The 17,295-nt window shown below is 62.3% G+C and carries 13 protein-coding genes; 3 read left to right on the plus strand and 10 right to left on the minus strand.

Annotated features, from left to right (window positions below):
* Nucleotides 1-76: 76 nt before the first annotated feature.
* The 4 genes from ACQY6T_RS08285 to ACQY6T_RS08300 all read right to left on the minus strand — a co-directional run bounded on the left by ACQY6T_RS08285 (nt 77) and on the right by ACQY6T_RS08300 (nt 4,005).
* Nucleotides 77-1,576: a serine hydrolase domain-containing protein gene (locus tag ACQY6T_RS08285; protein WP_428630233.1), complete on the minus strand. Its 1,500-nt coding sequence runs from the start codon at nt 1,574-1,576 to the stop codon at nt 77-79.
* Nucleotides 1,577-1,628: 52 nt separating this feature from the next.
* Complete coding sequence (locus tag ACQY6T_RS08290) at nt 1,629-2,441, minus strand: class I SAM-dependent methyltransferase (RefSeq protein WP_428630235.1); 813 nt, start codon at nt 2,439-2,441, stop codon at nt 1,629-1,631.
* Between the two features lie 202 nt (nt 2,442-2,643).
* Nucleotides 2,644-3,087 carry an SgcJ/EcaC family oxidoreductase gene (locus ACQY6T_RS08295; RefSeq protein ID WP_428630236.1) on the minus strand — a complete coding sequence of 148 codons (444 nt, stop codon included), beginning with the start codon at nt 3,085-3,087 and terminating at the stop codon, nt 2,644-2,646.
* Between the two features lie 99 nt (nt 3,088-3,186).
* Entirely contained in the window at nt 3,187-4,005 is an 819-nt protein-coding gene (locus ACQY6T_RS08300; protein WP_428630238.1) for a helix-turn-helix domain-containing protein, read from the minus strand.
* A 341-nt stretch (nt 4,006-4,346) separates the two neighbouring features.
* Between ACQY6T_RS08300 and ACQY6T_RS08305 the strand changes: the two genes are divergently transcribed.
* From ACQY6T_RS08305 to ACQY6T_RS08315, 3 genes are all read left to right on the plus strand, one after another.
* Nucleotides 4,347-5,843 (plus strand): hypothetical protein, encoded by a 1,497-nt coding sequence (locus ACQY6T_RS08305; RefSeq protein WP_428630239.1) that lies wholly within the window; start codon nt 4,347-4,349, stop codon nt 5,841-5,843.
* 78 nt (nt 5,844-5,921) lie between these two features.
* Nucleotides 5,922-6,446 (plus strand): SEC-C metal-binding domain-containing protein, encoded by a 525-nt coding sequence (locus ACQY6T_RS08310; protein WP_428630241.1) that lies wholly within the window; start codon nt 5,922-5,924, stop codon nt 6,444-6,446.
* Nucleotides 6,374-7,645: a hypothetical protein gene (locus ACQY6T_RS08315; RefSeq protein ID WP_428630243.1), complete on the plus strand. Its 1,272-nt coding sequence runs from the start codon at nt 6,374-6,376 to the stop codon at nt 7,643-7,645. Before ACQY6T_RS08310 ends, ACQY6T_RS08315 begins: the two co-directional genes overlap by 73 nt.
* 471 nt (nt 7,646-8,116) lie before the next feature.
* Here ACQY6T_RS08315 and ACQY6T_RS08320 read toward each other — a convergent pair whose 3' ends face one another.
* The 6 genes from ACQY6T_RS08320 to ACQY6T_RS08345 all read right to left on the minus strand — a co-directional run bounded on the left by ACQY6T_RS08320 (nt 8,117) and on the right by ACQY6T_RS08345 (nt 17,108).
* Entirely contained in the window at nt 8,117-9,514 is a 1,398-nt protein-coding gene (locus ACQY6T_RS08320; protein WP_428630245.1) for an FAD/NAD(P)-binding protein, read from the minus strand.
* Nucleotides 9,515-9,516: 2 nt separating this feature from the next.
* Nucleotides 9,517-10,410: a TauD/TfdA dioxygenase family protein gene (locus ACQY6T_RS08325; protein WP_428630247.1), complete on the minus strand. Its 894-nt coding sequence runs from the start codon at nt 10,408-10,410 to the stop codon at nt 9,517-9,519.
* A 182-nt stretch (nt 10,411-10,592) separates the two neighbouring features.
* A complete protein-coding gene (locus ACQY6T_RS08330; RefSeq protein WP_428630249.1) occupies nt 10,593-12,236 on the minus strand; it encodes an arylsulfatase in 1,644 nt (547 codons plus the stop codon).
* Nucleotides 12,237-12,359: 123 nt separating this feature from the next.
* Nucleotides 12,360-13,313 carry a TauD/TfdA dioxygenase family protein gene (locus ACQY6T_RS08335; RefSeq protein WP_428630251.1) on the minus strand — a complete coding sequence of 318 codons (954 nt, stop codon included), beginning with the start codon at nt 13,311-13,313 and terminating at the stop codon, nt 12,360-12,362.
* 31 nt (nt 13,314-13,344) lie between these two features.
* A complete protein-coding gene (locus tag ACQY6T_RS08340; protein WP_428630252.1) occupies nt 13,345-14,697 on the minus strand; it encodes an MFS transporter in 1,353 nt (450 codons plus the stop codon).
* Nucleotides 14,697-17,108, minus strand: a complete 2,412-nt coding sequence (locus tag ACQY6T_RS08345; RefSeq protein WP_428630254.1) for a TonB-dependent receptor — start codon at nt 17,106-17,108, stop codon at nt 14,697-14,699. The genes ACQY6T_RS08340 and ACQY6T_RS08345 overlap by 1 nt, the downstream gene beginning before the upstream one ends.
* Nucleotides 17,109-17,295 lie beyond the last annotated feature (187 nt).

The following is a 17,295-nucleotide window of genomic DNA, read 5'->3' on the forward strand; positions in this document are numbered from 1 at the left end:
CCTGATGCGGAGGCCACAGCCGCCTCTGCGTCGATGATCCGGCTTTTCTGCGATGGCGGCGGGACCAAAGCCCCGATCATGCCGGCTGCAGACGTATTTTGTGGCTCAGCCAGAATTGGTCATGCGGCAACGGCGCCCTGCTCGCATAGGCTGCCAGAGTGCCGTTGAGCCCGGCATCTGTTCGCTCGACATGCAGTCGAAGGCTGTGGGGCCATCGACTGGTTTCACGGCCGGGCAATTGACCCGCTGCACGCGCGCTCAGCACGCCCTGCGTGACGGCTACGCGGGCGAGATCGAGGCCGGTGTTGTCACCCATGAATATTTTTGAAGCGCCTGCATCTCCTATCAAGACACGAACAGCAATAGGGCCCTCCAGCATCTCGACGTGCCCGGACCAGCTGCCGGAAAAGGAAGCAATCAAGGCCGGATCCGGATCGCGTTCCTGAAACGGGTTCGCACGCCGTCGCGTAGCGAACTCGGGGCTAAGTGCGTCGACAATCGCTTCACTGATCCGATAGGCAGGCGCCCCTTGCGCATTGGCTACCGCCGCGACGACGAGGCGTTCGCGAGGTACGATCGTTAGGATCGATGCCGCACCGGGACCTTCCCCCGTGTGACTAAAATTGAACAGCGCCGCGGGACCGTCGTGCTCGACCATCCAGCCAAGACCGTAGGATACGCGGGAAACCCCTTCGTCCGGAAGCGAGTGACGTTCGGACAGCATCCTTCGGCGCAGGCTTCCGGACAGACTGCGGTGGCCCGAAAGATGGGCCAGACCGAAGCGCGCGAGATCCGAGGCGGTCATGACCAGGTCTCGCGCCCCTTGTTCATCGACGCGATAGGGCGGGATCGGGGTCCCATCCTCTTCATAAGGCCGAGCAGCAGACCAGGTCTCCGTCAACGCGCCGAGCGATGTCGCACTCGAGAGTCCCAAGGGCCGAAGGATCGCCTCCGCGATATGGTCATGATAGCGTTGCCCGGTAATTTGCTCGATCGCGTGAGCCGCCAAGCCGTAGTTCAGATTGCTGTAAAGATAGCGGCGGCGATGGGCGGGCGTTACAAAAGCATGCGATTGTGCCACTTCGGAAAAGGCCGGCGGCTCTCCCTGTCCTTTGAAATAGTTGCGCCAGTGACGCGCGATGCCCGAGCGATGCTGGAGGACATCCGCGACGGTAATCGCTGAGAAATCGGCATCGTCCCCGATGCCTAACCCCGGAAGATATTGGGCGATCGGATCCGCCAAGGCCATTTTTCCGGCCTCGCAAAGCATCATGATGGCCGTGGCCGTAAATGGCTTTGTCGCCGACGCGATCGCGTAGCGGGTGCCCACGGCCGCCTGGATCCGCTGCTCCTGGTTCGCCCAACCGAACGCTTCCACCCAAAGTGGCCGTCCGTCCTTAAATACCGCAACAGAAATCGACGGTACCGCGCGCGACTGCACCGCGTCGATCGCCATTTGTCGCGGCGCTTCCAGCGCGGCAAGGGAACCGCCGTTGGCCATCGCAAGCGACGGGAACGCCGCCGAAGCGCCAGCGATGGTCAGAAATTCGCGTCGATGGAGATCGTTTTTCGACATGATTCCCCCTCTAGGTGCAGGTCTGCCCGCGGCGCATTACGGACACAGCTACCTACGGTTTTGTGACGGTCACCTTGAGGAAGGTTGCCGGGATCTCGGTCTTGTCCGCACCGGCGCGATTATGCTGTTCGAAGAGCTGGGTTAGCGCAGTCTCCAGCTGATCGGCCCCGCCATCCTTCGAAGCGGCCTCAAAGGCGTTCATCGTCGGGCCGTAATATTGTTTGAAGGTCTCGAGCAAATCGCGCGGTGGCGTAGGACAGCGAAAGACATAGGTCGCGCGTTCGCAGGTAACATTCTCCGTTGGAACGCCAGCCGCCGCGAAGCGCTCACGAACATTGTCCTCGACCCCCCACGTCACGGGGCTGATGAACCCCTCGATCGGCGGCGGCGTGTAGTCGGCGCTCGTCTTCAGCACCTGCGCAATCAGCGTGGGATCGCCGGGAATCCAGTTGCCCATGACAATGCGACCGCCACTGCGGGCGACCCGCACCATTTCTTTCGCCACATCGAACGGGCGCGGCGCGAACATCGCGCCAAAGATGCTCACCACGAGGTCGAAGCTACCGTCGGCGAGACCGCGAAGGTCAGCTGCGTCGCCTTCCTGGAACCGCAGTTTGTCCAGCCCCGCGGCAGCCGCGCGGGCATTTCCGGCTGCCACAAGATTCACTGCGATGTCCACGCCCAGGACATTCGCCCCGCGCTGTGCTGCCGGTAAGGCCGTTGTGCCATCGCCGCAGCCAAGATCGAGAACGTCCATCCCGGCCTTTACGCCAAGGCTCTCGATCAGTTCCTCACCGGACTCCCGCATCGCCGCAGCAATCCTGGTGAAGTCGCCTTTTTCCCAAAGAGCCTTGTTCGCGTTCATGCGCTCACGTCCCCTTATAGCTAACGCTACGTATCACTTTCCGATTTGAGAGTCCTATTTTGTGCATCAGCTAACGAGGGCATGGTCCGGAAGGTTTTCGTGTTGAACTCGACCCGAACTGGCCGATGGCCGCTATCAGTCGCGACCGCTCATAACCAGACATTCGCGGGCATGACGCGCGGCGCTGGCCATCCGACGGCCACTACGGCTTTTTAAGCACCGGATCGTGCTGCTGCGCTTCTGGAACGATGGCCACATTCGCTCCATGTACTATCGCTAAGTCATCTCCGCGCGGTACCATGACGAGCGTCAGCCGGTCCTCGCTGGGCGGTTTAACGACGCCGTTCGGCTGGCGGAATGCATCCACCGCGAGACGAGCGACTACAATAACGCCGCCCCCTGCAAGCGGCGTGAGGCTCTCTGTGGCGACCAATCGTTGCTTAACGCCGCGAAACATGAGTTCGAAGTAGGCACGGTGCGCTTTTTCGACCGCATCACGGCCCTGCCAGTGCATTCCCACGATATTGACCCAATGGGCTTCGGGCGTGAATAACGCGAACATCGCGTCGAGGTCCTCGCGGTTCCACGCATCGACCCAGGCATTCAGCGTTTTTTCAGCCTTCGAATCCAGCGCTTCAGCCGCCACTACCGGACCTCCTGCCAAAATCGCTGCTCCAGCTATGACTATTCCGCATAGGTCCCGTCTCTTCATTTCGGCCTCCGTTGGTGACCGTCGGCTACGCGATCACGCGGTCCCGTAATTGAACATTTCGGTCATGCCCGACGATTGGGCGACGAAAGACGTCGGCGTCGCCCCCGCCAACAGCTGGCAGTCGCGAATGAAATGCGCCTGATCGGCATAGCCCGCGTCATGCACGATGGTTGTCCAGCTGCGCTCCGGGTATCGATTTCGCGCCGCGAGCGCCGCCTCGAGGCGCAGCGTTCGGGAGTAGAATTTCGGCGGGACGCCGACTTCGGCCGTGAATCGACGCTGGAACTGGCGAAGGCTCAGACCCGATCTTTCGGCGACAGCATCGATCCTCGCGCGGCCACGCGCGGCCACCAGCAGTCTCGCGGCATGGTCGACGCCGCTTTCCCGACTGCTTTTGTCGGCGCGTACCGCCAGCCAACGCTGCGCCGCGATCACTCTGCCCTCGAAGCTATCGGCGCGCCGGATCGCATCCTCCAGTCCGGCCGCGGTACGTCCCAACAGCTCTGCGATTGCGATCCCCTGATCGGCAAGGGCGGGCATCGGCACTCCGAACAGGCGATGGAACCCCGTAGGCTGAAAACGCATCGTAAAGACGTCGAGTTCACCGCTCATATGAAGACGTAGTCCAGGACGGGTCTGCGGTCCCACCACCGCGGTTTCCGGGGTGAGCGACGATGGGCCATCGTCCACGCTGACACGATAGCGTTCGCCCAGATAGAACTCGATAAACTGGTCTGGTCGAGCCGCCAGCGGTGTTGTGACGCTGACCCGCGTCAGCGAGACGCGGCGCTGCCCGAAAGAGCGGACAAACCGGCGGATCTCGGCATGGGAGGGCTGGGTCAGAATTTCCATCAGCGCGATTGTGACCGATAGCGACAGCGATGCAAGTCGTCTGCGGTGTTGCGTACGCGCCGTCTGGCTGCGCAACTATGATCAGTTAGGGCGCGACTGGGTCTGGCCGCTTGCTGCCCGTCAGCTTTCAGGGGCCGTGGGCAGAAAAGCTGACAGCCCATTCGGGGCAGTGAATCGAACGCTTGCTACGATGTTGGCGAAAAAACGCCCCGGACAATCGATCATCGCGGCTCATCTCGTCCGGTTGATACTAGCACTCCCGGCCACGCGGCTTCGTCATTTCCATGATGGCGATTTGGACCCACAAAGGGTATCGAAGATTTTGAACGGGGGCTGGGAATATGTACGGCTATTATAAGCCGCTGCGAAACCATCTGCGCGGATTTAACCTGTGGAGCGGTCTCGGCGCGGTTTATAGCTATATGCAGTTTCTGCAGTGGCAAAAACCGCTTCCGCCCGAGCTTTTGAACGCACCGCTGGCCAGCGGCCAGTCAGCGATGCGCGCCGGGCTACACGGTCATCTGGTCGAACTGTTGGCACGCGAACTATTGCTCAACGCCGAGATGCGGGGCGGCAAGCCTTTCAATCACGCGGCTCACGCGTTCGGCGCAATGCGAATGATCCATCAACTCGATGATACATATTGGGGCCTGCACGAAACGCGCTCAAGCGACATCATGTTTCAGTTGTCGCGGATCGCCTTCAAACAATTTCCGTATCAGAAGCCCATAACGAACGGCGCCCTGTCGCGTTATCATCTCCTCTATGGGCACCCGTTGATCGCGCCGCTCGTCGAATCCGAATTCGGATTGACCTCGACCGAACTGTTCCAGGTCCTTTTGTTGCTATTGCAGGAGCTTTATCAAAACCCCATGCCACCCTTCGCCTTCTTGCAAGGGGCGGACGCGAAGGCCCGAAACTCAATGGTCGCCCTCCTCGATCGGCTTTCCAAGCCCGCGAAGACGATGCGCGCCGATCTTATCGAGCGGCAGACCTATGGCGTGAATTGGGCGTTCAGCTTCAATCCGCTTCGGGAGCACCCCTTGATCCACGCTGGAAACCCCCAATCGATGATGTGTCCCCTGCCGGTCGCACTAGCGCAACGATTGTCCGATGGTCTCTATTTCGATCTTATTCGCGCCGACGACAGTTTCGGAGACCGTGTAGGCGCAGCATTCGAGGATTACGTTGGCGAGGTCGCAGGACGTATCGGGACCGGGTGGCTCGAAATGTTGGGAGAAGAGCGCTGGGGCAAACCGGAACGCCGCAGCGTAGACTGGATCATGCAGGACCATACCGCCGCGCTGTTCGTCGAATGCAAGCTCGCACGGCTCGACATTGCCTCCCAGACTGAACTCGCCGACGAGCCACCGCTTACCGACGCGATCGGAAAGCTCGCCCGTTATGTCGGTCAGGTTTATGCAACGCTCGCCGATGCCCTGGATGGGCGCTATCCGCATTGGAAACCGGATGGACGGCCAATCCATCCGATTATTGTGACGTTCCACGAGTGGTTTTGCTTTGGCCCATTCTTCTACGCCCACCTCGACAAGCTCGTCGACGAGACATTCACCGCGCGCGGCCTCGAAAGGGAATTGCTCGATCGCTATCCCTTCAGCATCTGCTCAGTCGGCGATTTCGAAGGGTTGTTGGAAGCGTGCCGAAGTGAAGGCATCGATCCGGTTCTCAATCTTGCGAAGTCACCGTCCCATCGTCAATCGATCCTCGGCGGATTCCTTGTCGAGCGATACCCAGGCTGCCTTTCCGCTGCGCATGATGTGCTGCAGGACGGTCTCGATACCATTCTCGAGGGGCCTTCGCGTCTGACAGGGCGCTAATCGTCGTCACTCCGTTGCTGTTCGCGGATGAAATCTCAAATTTGACGCGACGGCGCGTTTAGGACAAACAGAGAACATATGACCCACGGTTCCGCACCCAAGGGCCGGAAGATCGGCCGAAATCAGACGTGCCCGTGCGGGAATGGTCGAAAGTACAAGCATTGTCACGGTTCGCCTCTCTTGCAACAGGCTGAACAGGCCCATCCCCCTTACGATATCGCGCAAATTCGTGCCGAATGGGAAGCGCGCGAGCGAGTTCGCCAAACGCAGCAAGGCCTCGGCCGGCCTATCATCTCTGCGAAGGTAGGCGATCAACAGGTGGTCGCCGTCGGAAACAAGATCCACAGCTCTTCTACCTGGAAGACGTTTCCAGATTTCCTGTCGGATTATCTGAAGCAGAAGCTCGATCCTGCTTGGGGGAATGCGGAGATCGCAAAGCCGCTCGGACAGCGGCACCCAGTTTGCAGTGGTACGACCACGTATGTCGCCTCCAGCGTCAGTCGATCAAAACCGCGGGCGTTCCAGCGAGCATGCCGGTTACCGGCGTGCTCGCTTGCTACTATGGTCTCGCCTACGGGCTTTATCTTCTGGACCACAATGTAGAACTGCAGGATCGCCTGGTCGCCCGGCTGAAGAATCCGGGTAACTTCCAAGGCGCCTATTATGAAGTGGTGGTCGCCCGCGCTCTCATTTCTGCGGGCTTCGAACTTACTTTGGAAGACGAAACGGATCCCGGCTCGAAGCACTGCGAGTTCGCCGCCGTCTCCAAGAAGACCGGAGAGAAGTTCTGGGTCGAAGCGAAGATGCGCGGGGTCTCCGGGCTGCTCGGCCGCACCGAGGCCGACGGAGCCACCAGTAGCAATCCCATCTCGCGGCTGGTTCCCCAACTCAATGCCGCTTTTCAGAAGCCTGCCGCCGGCAGGCGCATGATCTTTATCGACTTGAACGCTGAAATGAATGTCGACGCGAGCGATGAGAGACGGCCTACATTCGTGTCCAAGGTCAATGCCCGCTTGCAGCGGTATGAGAAGACGGAATTGCCTAAAGGTGAGTCAGCCTATCTCTTTGTGACCAACATGACGTTTCACCGGGAGCTGGATGCGCTCGCGCAGATGGTCGCCATTCCTGTGGGAGTAGGCATCCCCGACTTCAATCGCTCAGGCCACTTCCGCCTGTATGACGTCTATCTGAGCGACCAGAAGCACGCCGACGCCCATCGCGTCGCGGAGGGGCTGTCGAGCCTTCTTTCGCTGCCGATGACGTTTGACGGTTCGATGCCTGCGACCACGCTGCATGGCGACATCCCCCCCGTTACGATAGGCCAGACATACTGCTTCGAAGCAGCAAATGACGACCGGAGCGATATCGTCGGCACGGTCGCCGATGTAACGGTGATGGAAGAAGACAAGTGCGCGATGATCGCGGTCAACTGCAATGATGGGAGCGCCGTCATCTTGCGCGACGACCTCAGCGATACGCAGCTTGCGGATTACAAGGCGCATCCTGATGCGTATTTCGGGAAGATCAAGCCCGTGTCCCGCGAAGCAAAAACACCATACGAACTGTTCCAGTTCTTCATGGAGGCGTACACCGAACTACCAAGGGCTAAGGCGGTCAAGCAGCTCAAGCTGTCGGACCGCGACGCGGCGGAACTTTCCGATGAACAAATGCGCGCCCTCTTCTGCGAGAGGCTAGTGATCGGAGTTCTGCAGCAGACGGGAGGGCACCCGGAAATGCGAGCGGCTCGGGATGGCGCTCCTGTGAAATCCAGGCCGCCGATCACAAAATGGGGATCTCGCTGACGGAGTGCCTGCGCGGGCGACGATCAAAATTGGCCTAGCATTGGAACGGAGGACAGCTGGCCGGTAGCGGACTGGCGGCTTTGAGTCCCGAAATTGGAGAAAGCAGACGTTCCCGGTCGAACACGCTGCCCAACTGCTTCACGGCTTCCCACATTGAGTACGCCGGAGTCAGGGACATCGACAATGCCGCCGCAAGCAGCCAGCTGCCTCGACGGGATCGCGAAACCCGGCGATCCCCTCCCGCGGCACATGGCGGATAATCAGTCCCTTTTTGCTCATCATGCCATCGCCGTTGCGGGTGGAAGGTTGGCGGTGAATCGAGCCCTGTCCGCGCTGGCCCGAGGTCCAAGCTGCTAGTCAGTGCGCGTCTCGGCTGTCATTCTACCAATGCAGTAGAGATACTGTGCGGTCCGCGGCGGAGACGGCTTCCCTTTTTCCGCGGACCGCCAAATATAGTCGCGGGCGGCACGGTCAAAGACCCTCTCCCGCCGTCCAGTGGGCGTTGACCAGGCGCCGCGCCAGTGCGCTCACCTGAATGCGGATATCGGGAACCGCGACAACCTCCCATAGGTCTCCCCGTGTCATGGGTCCGATCGCGAGGATGTGCTCGGATGCCCGGCCTCCCGAGTCGAGGACATGCCCCTCGCGATCGATATCAAGCCCAAGCCGCAGCGCGTCCGGTCGAATTCGGCCAGCCCGGAGCATATGCTTCACAAGCGGATCGGATGAGCGCAACAAGTCGCCTTGCGGGCCGGTGCAGTTGATCATTCGTGCGGCGCGGGTCACGACAATGGTGCGTTCGCCCCGCGGACGCCATTCGACAGACAGCGCGTCACCCTCAACCGCGACGTGACTGATCTTGCCGGCGCGGAAGCTCAACTGACCCGAGGCCGCCAGCGCATCGATTCGCCCGGCAACCTCCGGCGCGAGTCGGTGGCGATGGACATCCCAAAAAGGTCGCAGATGGCGTAGAAAGCGAGCGCGCTTTGCCGCGTCTGCCGATGCCCACATCATCTGGGTGATGGGACGGATCGAATCGACGACGAGCCGCCAATCCTGCGTCGCCGATCCATGGCGCGCCCAACGCACAAGGTCGGAGAGTTCGGGCGCGGGCTTGGCCAGCACCGGCTTGGGACGAGGCAGGCCATCGACGTGGCGATGCGGCCTGAGGCCGCGCCGCGACAGCGCGACAATCGGCCCGGAAAAATCATTGGCGACAAGGCGCAGAATGACGTCGATGGCGGTCAGCCCCGTGCCGATGACCAGCACCGTGGCATCGCTGTCCAAGCCCTGCTCAAATGGCGTTGCCCAGGGATCGCCGATATAACGATGGGCAGGCAGACCCGTGCCGGCGATGGCGGGCGGATCGTGCGGAGGCAGGTTGCCGATGGCCAGCGCCGCCCGATCGGCTTCGATCAGCCCACCGTTAACGAGGCCAAGCGTCACCTGGCCGTCCCGCTCCTCGATATCGAGAACCTCGTCGTCGATCAGCTTGAGCCGCCGACCGTGACGCTCCAACGCTCCGGCGAGCGTTTCGCGCAGATAAAGCCCATAGGTGGCGCGGGTCACGAAGGCGGCTTCACAGCCCAGACCGCGCGCCGCAAGCCATTCGCAGAAATGATCTGGGCGGTCAGGAAAGGCGCTCATATTGCCGGCGCGGACGTTAAGCAGGTGCGACGTCTCCGAACTGCTGTAGGCGACGCCCGCCCCCATGCGATGGCGATCGCGCTCGATCAGCAAGACTTCAACATCCGCCTGTTCGAGAAGGTTCAGCGCCAGCATCGTCCCCGAAAAGCCGGCCCCGACGATAGCGACCCGGGTGGCGGTGCGGAAGCGCGGGCGGGGCGAATGGAGCTGGGCTTCGATCATCCTCACCGCGTTACCACATCGCCCGACACGGTCACGCGTTCGAGCAGGCGATATTCGGGCCAATAGTCCCCCACGGCATAATGCTGGGTCGAGCGATTGTCCCAGATGCCAATGGCGTTGGGCGTCCAGCGAAAGCGCACCTGATATTCGGGAACCTTGATGCGGTCGAAGAGCAGGCGGAGCAGGCTGTCGCTTTCCTCCTCGCTGACGCCGATGATCCGGCTGGTGAAGGTGTAGTTGACGTAGAGGATCTTGTCGCCCGTCTCGGGGTGCGTGCGCACCACGGGATGCCGCACCGGCGGGAAATCCCGCGCCAGCTGCGCCCGCTTTTCCTCGGACACGCGGCCGCCGAAGCTGCGGACGATATCATGCTCGGCTTCCAGCCCCTCGATCCGGTCCTTCACCGGCTGCGGCAAGCCGGCATAGGCGGCGGCCGTGTCCGCCCACATCGTATCGCCGCCAAGCGGGGGGAGCACGCGGGCGCGCAGGATCGATGCGATCGAGGGCTTCTGGCGAAAGGTCACGTCGGTGTGCCATTTGTTGTAGGCCTGGAAGGGCGCAAGCGTTTCGGCGGTCAACTGAACGCCCTCGACACCTTCGATGCGCAGGATCTCGGGGTAGCCGTCGACCGACGGGATGACCGGATGCCCCTCAAGCTCACCGAACAGGTTGCCGAGCCGGACATGACTTTCGTGGCTGATGTCCTGATCGCGGAAAAATATGACTTTGTAGCGCAGCCAGGCGGCACGCAGAAATTCGGCTTCTTCTGACGAGAGCGGCCGGTCGAGGTCGAGCCCGCTGATCTCGGCACCGAGCGCGGGCGTCGATGGCGAAAGCGCCGCTCCCAGCGAACGCGCGGTTTCGAACAGGTCGGGCACTTTGGCTAATGTGGCCATCGCATTGGCTCCTCTCATTCGGTCAAATGGTCTCGCGGTCGATTCGGTTGCACGTCCCGCTCTGCCGATACGATAAGACAATTGATTTGGTTGACAATAGCGTTGACGCGGGTCGTCCGACGAACGGGTCGCCTCGCCGCCAATCCGACAACGCCCGCGAAGCTTCGGGATTCACCGGTCCCTCATGGCCGATAGGGAATGGCATCGGGCAACACGACGCCAACGCGCCGCGCATATTTTTCCCACGCTTCCACCAGCTCGGCTTTGCGCTCGGAATGGATGAGGGCGAGATCGCGTGTCTCGCCGGGATCGCGCGCCATGTCGAAAAGTCGCCAATGGCCATCGCCAATGTCGGTAATCTTCCAATCGCTGCGCCGGTAAGCGCGCGAGCCGAAAAGTTCGGACCCGACGCCGTCGTCAGCTCCGTAAACTTTGGTTTCCGGGTTGCGAAGCCATGGCATCCACGAATGCCCGGTGATCGGACGGACGATGCGGCCTGCGACGCGCGTCTGCCGCGGGTCGGCGCCGGCGAGTTCGAGCAGCGTCGGCGCGATGTCCACGACCGACAGAAACTGGGTCGATGCGCCAGTCCGGCGCGTTATTCCCACGCCGCTGATGAACGCCGCGGCGCGCGTGCCGCCCTCGCTCTGATAGCCCTTGGTGAGCCATGATGGCGCCGTCGCGGCCTGCGCCCACCCTGCGCCATAGGTCAGATACGACGTCGCGGTGCCCCGGTTGGCCAAACTATTGTCAGCGCCTTCAAGCGACCGAGCCAGCATAACGGCACCCGTCGTCTCGACGTCGAGCGCCTCGGCGCCATTGTCGGCGAGAAAGACAATCACCGTATTGTCCAGTTCGCCCGACGCGCGCAGCGCTTCGATCACCCGGCCGACATTCTGGTCGAGCCGATCGACCATCGCCGCATAAATCTCCATGTTGCGCGCCGCGAGCGACTGTTGGTCGGCAGTCAGCGAGTCCCAGCTGCCGTCGCGATTGCGCGGCGTGTGCGGCACGACGTCGGGTGCCAGAATGCCGAGTTCGCGCTGGCGCGCCAAACGGCGTTCGCGCAGACGGTCAAAGCCTTCATCATAGCGACCGCGATAGCGGGCGATATCCTCGCTCGGCGCCTGCAGCGGCCAGTGCGGCGCGGTGAAGGACAGATAGGCAAAGAAGGGATTGTGAGCGTTCTTCGTCTTCGGTCGCTCGCCGAGGTAGTCGATCAGACGCGAGGCGAAATAGTCGCTCGAATAGAAAGTGTCGGGCAGGCGTTTGACCTGCTTGCCATTCTCTCGATAGGTGGCGCCGTTCGGCGGTTCGAGTCCGGCATCGGTTCCGAAATGATTATGCCCGCCCTGCGCGAGCGAGAAACTGCGCTGAAAGCCCCGGGCGTGCGGATCCTGTGCCTCGGTCAGGCCAAGATGCCACTTGCCCGAAAACAGTGTGCGGTATCCGCCCACCGCCAGCCGCTCGGCCAGAGTCGCGACATCGCTGCGCAAATAGCCTTCATAGCCCGGCTTTCCTTTCTGGTTCGGCCGGATCATCTCGGCCATCGTGCCGAGGCCCGCGAGATGGTTGTCGGTTCCCGAAAGCAGCATCGAGCGCGTCGGCGAACAGGTAGGCGCTGTATGGAAACCCGCAAGACGGATGCCTTGCAGCGCGAGCCTGTCGAGGTTGGGCGTCCGGATTTCGCCGCCGAACGCGCCGAGATCCGAATAGCCGAGATCGTCGGCGACGATTAGGAGCAGGTTCGGCCGTCTCTCCTTCGCTTGCGCTGGCGCGAACCCGGTTACGAACAAGAAAGCGAGCAATGAGGCGAAGCGGAGCATCGGGTCATCCTTGCAGAAAAGAAGGGTGGCGCGCCGCGGGCGAATGAAACCCGGGCGCGCCGCAGTCTGGACCGGCGCAGTCACAGGAGGGAGAGGAGAGCCAGAAGCGCCGGCCGATTTCAGTTACGCAGGTTCGTATTGAACCGCCTTGTCCTTGCGGACCGTTCGGCTCTTGCGGCCGTCGATCGCGGCGGGAATCTCGCCTGCGATCGTCGCGCGGCGGAGCGTCCGGCGCTGCAGCCCGAAATCGGCGGTCGCGCGGTGCTGCGTCGCCTGATTGTCCCAGATCGCGACGTCCCCCTCGCGCCAGCGCCAGCGCACGACATTCTCGGGCTTGGTGATATGATCCTGCAGCGTCTGGAACAGCCGCGCGCTGTCGGCTTGGTTCAGCCCGACGAACTGCTTGACGAAATGTCCGAGCAACAGGCTGCGCTGACCACTCACCGGATGCACGCGCACGACAGGATGCTCGGTTTCATAGACCGTCGAGGCAAAAACATTGCGATGCTCTTTGATCCGTTCGCGCGCACTGTCGTTGTCGGGCGCCGACTGCAGGATCGCCGCATAGTCATAAAGGTTGGTGTGCGTCGCCCACAGATTGTTGACGAGCTGGCGAAGCACTTCGGGCAGGCCTTCATAGGCGGTTTCGCCGTTCGCCCATTGCGTGTCGCCGCCCGCCTCGGGGATGGTTAGCGCGCGCAGGATCGACGCCTTGGGATAGGCATCCACGAAGGTCACGTCGGTGTGCCAGCTCGACGCGGCATAGCCTTCCTTGCTGTCGAGTTCGAGCAGATAGCGTGAACCCTCGGCGACCGGCACCGTCGGATGCGCGATTGGATCGCCGAGTAGCGCCGCGAAATCCTCATGCTCGGTGTCGGTCAGATGCTGCTGGTCGCGAAAGAACAGCACCTTGTGCCGCACCAGCGCGGCCTGGATCGCCTGCACAGTCGCCGCGGGCAGATCGCCCGACAATTGGACATTGTTGACGATGGCGCCGATGGTGCCGGTCACCGGGGTGACGTCGAGGTCGATGCTCTTGTCGCGGGCATTGGCGTAGCTGTTGTGAAGGTCCGTCATGATCATTCTCCTGAAGGTGGGACGGCGGGGGTTATTCGGCGAAAACATAATCGGGCGGTCCCGGATCCAGCTGTCGGCGAATTTCGGCATGCGCCGCCTCGTCGAGCGGAAAGCGCGCGATCAGGGCGGCGGAAAAGGCGTGGGCGATGGCGGGACCAAGTGCGAAAACGAGGAGCAGGCCGGTCAGTGCGTCAGGACTGTTCGTGGCTTTCGGATCGAAACCGAGCCAGCTGACCAGCGGCAGCGCTATGCCGATGGCGACCGCCGTCGCGGTCTTCCCGGCGAGGCTGAAGACCGAATAATAAAGCCCGGTGCGATCTTCGCCGCTGTCGAGGCGATGCTTGTCGGCGACGTCGGCAACGATCGCGCGCAGCATCAGATTGCCCGATCCTTGCGCCAGCCCCTGCGCCAGCGTCAGCGCGAGCAGCAGCGGGAAGGTGTCGGGGGTGACGAGCAGCAACGACAGGTTGATCGCGACCTGCACCAGCTCGCCCGCGACCGCGGTGCGGTGCTTGCCATAGCGTCGCCCGATCTTGAGCCAGATCGGTCCGGCGAAGATGCCGAAGACGAATTGGAACAGGAACAGCCCGCCTGCCCATTCGGGGCGGCCCATGTAGAAGGTAACGAAAAAGACGATCAGCGCAGCGCGGATATTCTGCGCCAGCGTCACCGCGAAATCGGACGCGAGGACGCGCAGCAGCAGCGGCTCGCCGGTGATCGCGCGGATCGTCTCTTTCAGGCTCGGCTTGCCGACCCGCACCGGCGGCAGCGGTGGTTCGCGCAGCGCGGTCAGCGTCAGGACCAGCGCAGGAACGATCGACAGCAGGACAAGCCCGCCCATCAGCGACAACTGCAAATGCCCGTCGCCGGGGCGCAGTTGGTCGGCGATCGTCGGCAGGATCAGCGTCAGCAACAGCGCGCTCGACGTGACGACGGTCTGATAGGTCGCGATGCGCGTGCGCTGATGATAATCGCCCGACACCTCGCCCGACCAGGCCTGGAACGGGATCTGCACTGCGGTCCAGCCTAGATAGAAGAAGAAGAGGACGATCCCGAGCGACAGCGGCGTGACCCGGAAGGGCGGGAAAAAGAGGAAGATCGATGACAGGCCGAACAGGACTCCGCCCGCCGCGATCCACGGCTTGCGGCGTCCATAGCGGCTGCGCGTGCGGTCGCTGAGCGACCCCATCACCGGATCGGCGATCGCATCCCACAATCGGCCGAGCAGGAAGATGACGCCGATCACGGTCAATGACAGGCCATAGTCGCGGGCATAAATGGCGGGGAGATAGACACCGAGCGGCAGCCCGGCGGCGGCGAGCGGTACCGCCACCGCCGAGAAGCGGGCGAGCTGGCCGGCGGTGGGAGGCGGCGCGCTGCTCATCACAGCTTCGTCCGCAGCGTCGCACCGATCGTGCGCGGTTCGCCGATCAGCGCGGTGACGATGCCGGTGACGGCCGGTGACAGCGTTTGGTAATAATCCTTGTCGAACAGGTTGCGCGCCCAGATCGACAGGTCGAGCAGGCCGTCGTCGGTCTTGAACCCGATCCGGGCGTTCGCAATGCCGAACGCGGGGACATCGCCATAGCGGCTGTCGCTAGACGAGGTATTGAACGACGAGCGGTGCGAATAATCGGCGTGCGCATAAATCGAGAGGTCGCGCCCGCCGAGATTGCCGAGCGGCGCCGAGACATCGCCGCCGAGGGTGTAAGTGAATTTTGGCACCCCCGGCAATTGCACGCCGGTCAGATCCTGGATCGCGCCGAGGTTGAGCCGTTCGGGCGCCTGCGGTGCATTGGGATAGTCGCTGTACGTCGTGTCGGCATAGGCGACCGAGGCATAGAAGCTCGCGCGCTCGCTCGGCGCGAACGACAGGTCCCCCTCGACCCCGCGCGAGCGGACGCCGGGGATGTTCGCGATATATTGGCGGACGTTGACCGTGTTGGGCACCTGTTCGGTGATCGCGGTCTGATAATCGCTGATCTCGGTCCAATAGCCCGCGAGGTTCAGCGTCACCCGTCGGTCGAGCCATTGCGACTTGATACCCAGTTCATAGCTGTCGACCTTTTCGGGCGCAACGTCGGGGTCGATGCCCACCGGCAAGGCGGTCAGATTGAGCCCGCCCGACTTGTTGCCGCGCGAGAAGGTCGCATAGGCAAGCGCGTCATCGCTGAACTGCCACGACAAGGTCGCGAGCCCCGACAGGCTGTCGTCGCTGAAGGCGGTCGAGTAACTGGTCAGCGGGTTGAACTGGTTGCGGATCGCGAGCGCTGCGGTCGCGATGGCGAGCGGCTGCGTCGCCAGGTCGATCCCCGCAACATGGAACTGGTTGAACGAACCATCCTTCTTTTCATGCGTGAAGCGCAGGCCCGCAGTGAGCGTCAGCTGGTCGGTGAACTTCCAGTCGAACTGTCCGAAGGCGGCGTAGCTGCGCGTGCGCGGATCGGAGGTCGAATTGGCCTCGAAGCCGTTGAGCGCGGCATTGCTGACCGCGACCGGAACGGCCGGCAGGTTCCACAGGCCCGCAGCGGGGCCATAAGCGGTCGCGCCCTTGCCGCGGATGATCTGCCAGAAATAATAGGCGCCGACGACATAGTTGATCGGGCCGTCGCTATCGGAGGCGAGGCGGATTTCCTGGCTGAACTGACGCTGGCGATTGGCCTGCTGCGCCTTGGTGATCACCGGCAGCGCCGTCGAATCGCCGTCATTCGCGGGATTCCAGTCCCACCACCGATAGGCGGTGATCGAGGTCAGCTTGGCCGCGCCGATCTCCCAGTCGACCTGCCCCGACACGCCATAGCCGTCCATGTTCGACTGATAATGACCGTCCGCCTCGCCGCGCCGAGCGAAGGGATCGATCGTGGGAAAGCTATATCCGGGGAAGCGCGCCGCGCGCGCCGCGAAATTGTTCGGGATGATCGCGCCATTGTCATAGGTGCCGAAATAATTCGCGAAGATATTGAGGACGTGGTTCTGCTTCTGCCGCGAGAAGTCGCCGATGATCTTGACCTCGAGATCCGCCGTCGGCGTGAACAGCAATTGCCCGCGCACGCTCCAGTTCGAATAATCCTGCGCGCGCTCTTTCTGCGTGTCGTTGTAAAGGAAACCGCGCCGCTCGGTCACCGAGCCGCTGAGGCGGACCGCGAGCAGATCGTCGATCAGCCCGCCCGACGCGGACGCGCGCAGCTGGTAATAGCCATAATCGCCGACGCTCGCCTCGCCTGAAAATTCGGGGTCGAAGCTGGGCCTTTTTGAGGTGATGTTGATCGCCCCCGACGTCGTGTTCTTGCCGAACAGGGTTCCCTGCGGGCCGCGCAGCACCTCGATCTGCTGCAGGTCGACGAGGTCGAACTGGGTCTGCCCGACGCGTCCATAATAGACATTGTCGATATAGAAGCCGACGCCATTCTCCAGCCCGTCATTGGTCAGCGCGACATTGCTGCCGAGGCCGCGGATGTTGATGTTGGTGTTGCGTGGATTGAAACTGAAGACCTGCAGACTGGGGACGATCTGCTGTACTTGCGTCAGCGTGTAATTGCCCGTCGCCTCGAGCGTCTCGGCGCCGATGACCGACAGCGCGATCGGCACATCCTGAGCGCTTTCGTCTCGGCGGCGCGCCGACACGATGATTTCGTTGCCATAGTCGGAATCGTCGAGGCCGGCCGGAACCGCGGCTTCAGTAACAGCGGTCGCGTATTCAGTTGCGGTTTCAGCGGCAAAGGCCGGTGTTACGGGCAGCATCAGCCCGGCGCCGAGCAAAAGCTTTAATCGATGATCGGGAGAAAAGCGGTTCATTATATCAGGTCCCCGGGCGGCGATCCCGCCCCCTTTTTCGTGTGAAGGATAGTGGCGCCGGGCGCCGCGCCGGATCGGACAGCCGTCAGCTCCGCCCACCACAGCGCCCGGGCGGCGCTGCGCAAGGACGCAGGATAGCGAGCCAGATCCGACAGGTCGGATTGGGTCAGCAAAGGCATGATTTTTC

Origin of the sequence: Sphingopyxis sp. (assembly GCF_965279725.1) — a bacterium.
Lineage (GTDB): Bacteria > Pseudomonadota > Alphaproteobacteria > Sphingomonadales > Sphingomonadaceae > Sphingopyxis.

Coding starts and splice junctions, on each gene's coding strand:
- ACQY6T_RS08285 (WP_428630233.1), bottom strand. CDS start 1,576: ATGTCGAAAAACGATCTCCATCGACGCGAATTTCTGACCATCGCTGGC.
- ACQY6T_RS08290 (WP_428630235.1), bottom strand. CDS start 2,441: ATGAACGCGAACAAGGCTCTTTGGGAAAAAGGCGACTTCACCAGGATT.
- ACQY6T_RS08300 (WP_428630238.1), bottom strand. CDS start 4,005: ATGGAAATTCTGACCCAGCCCTCCCATGCCGAGATCCGCCGGTTTGTC.
- ACQY6T_RS08305 (WP_428630239.1), top strand. CDS start 4,347: ATGTACGGCTATTATAAGCCGCTGCGAAACCATCTGCGCGGATTTAAC.
- ACQY6T_RS08310 (WP_428630241.1), top strand. CDS start 5,922: ATGACCCACGGTTCCGCACCCAAGGGCCGGAAGATCGGCCGAAATCAG.
- ACQY6T_RS08315 (WP_428630243.1), top strand. CDS start 6,374: ATGCCGGTTACCGGCGTGCTCGCTTGCTACTATGGTCTCGCCTACGGG.
- ACQY6T_RS08320 (WP_428630245.1), bottom strand. CDS start 9,514: ATGATCGAAGCCCAGCTCCATTCGCCCCGCCCGCGCTTCCGCACCGCC.
- ACQY6T_RS08325 (WP_428630247.1), bottom strand. CDS start 10,410: ATGGCCACATTAGCCAAAGTGCCCGACCTGTTCGAAACCGCGCGTTCG.
- ACQY6T_RS08330 (WP_428630249.1), bottom strand. CDS start 12,236: ATGCTCCGCTTCGCCTCATTGCTCGCTTTCTTGTTCGTAACCGGGTTC.
- ACQY6T_RS08335 (WP_428630251.1), bottom strand. CDS start 13,313: ATGACGGACCTTCACAACAGCTACGCCAATGCCCGCGACAAGAGCATC.
- ACQY6T_RS08340 (WP_428630252.1), bottom strand. CDS start 14,697: ATGAGCAGCGCGCCGCCTCCCACCGCCGGCCAGCTCGCCCGCTTCTCG.
- ACQY6T_RS08345 (WP_428630254.1), bottom strand. CDS start 17,108: ATGAACCGCTTTTCTCCCGATCATCGATTAAAGCTTTTGCTCGGCGCC.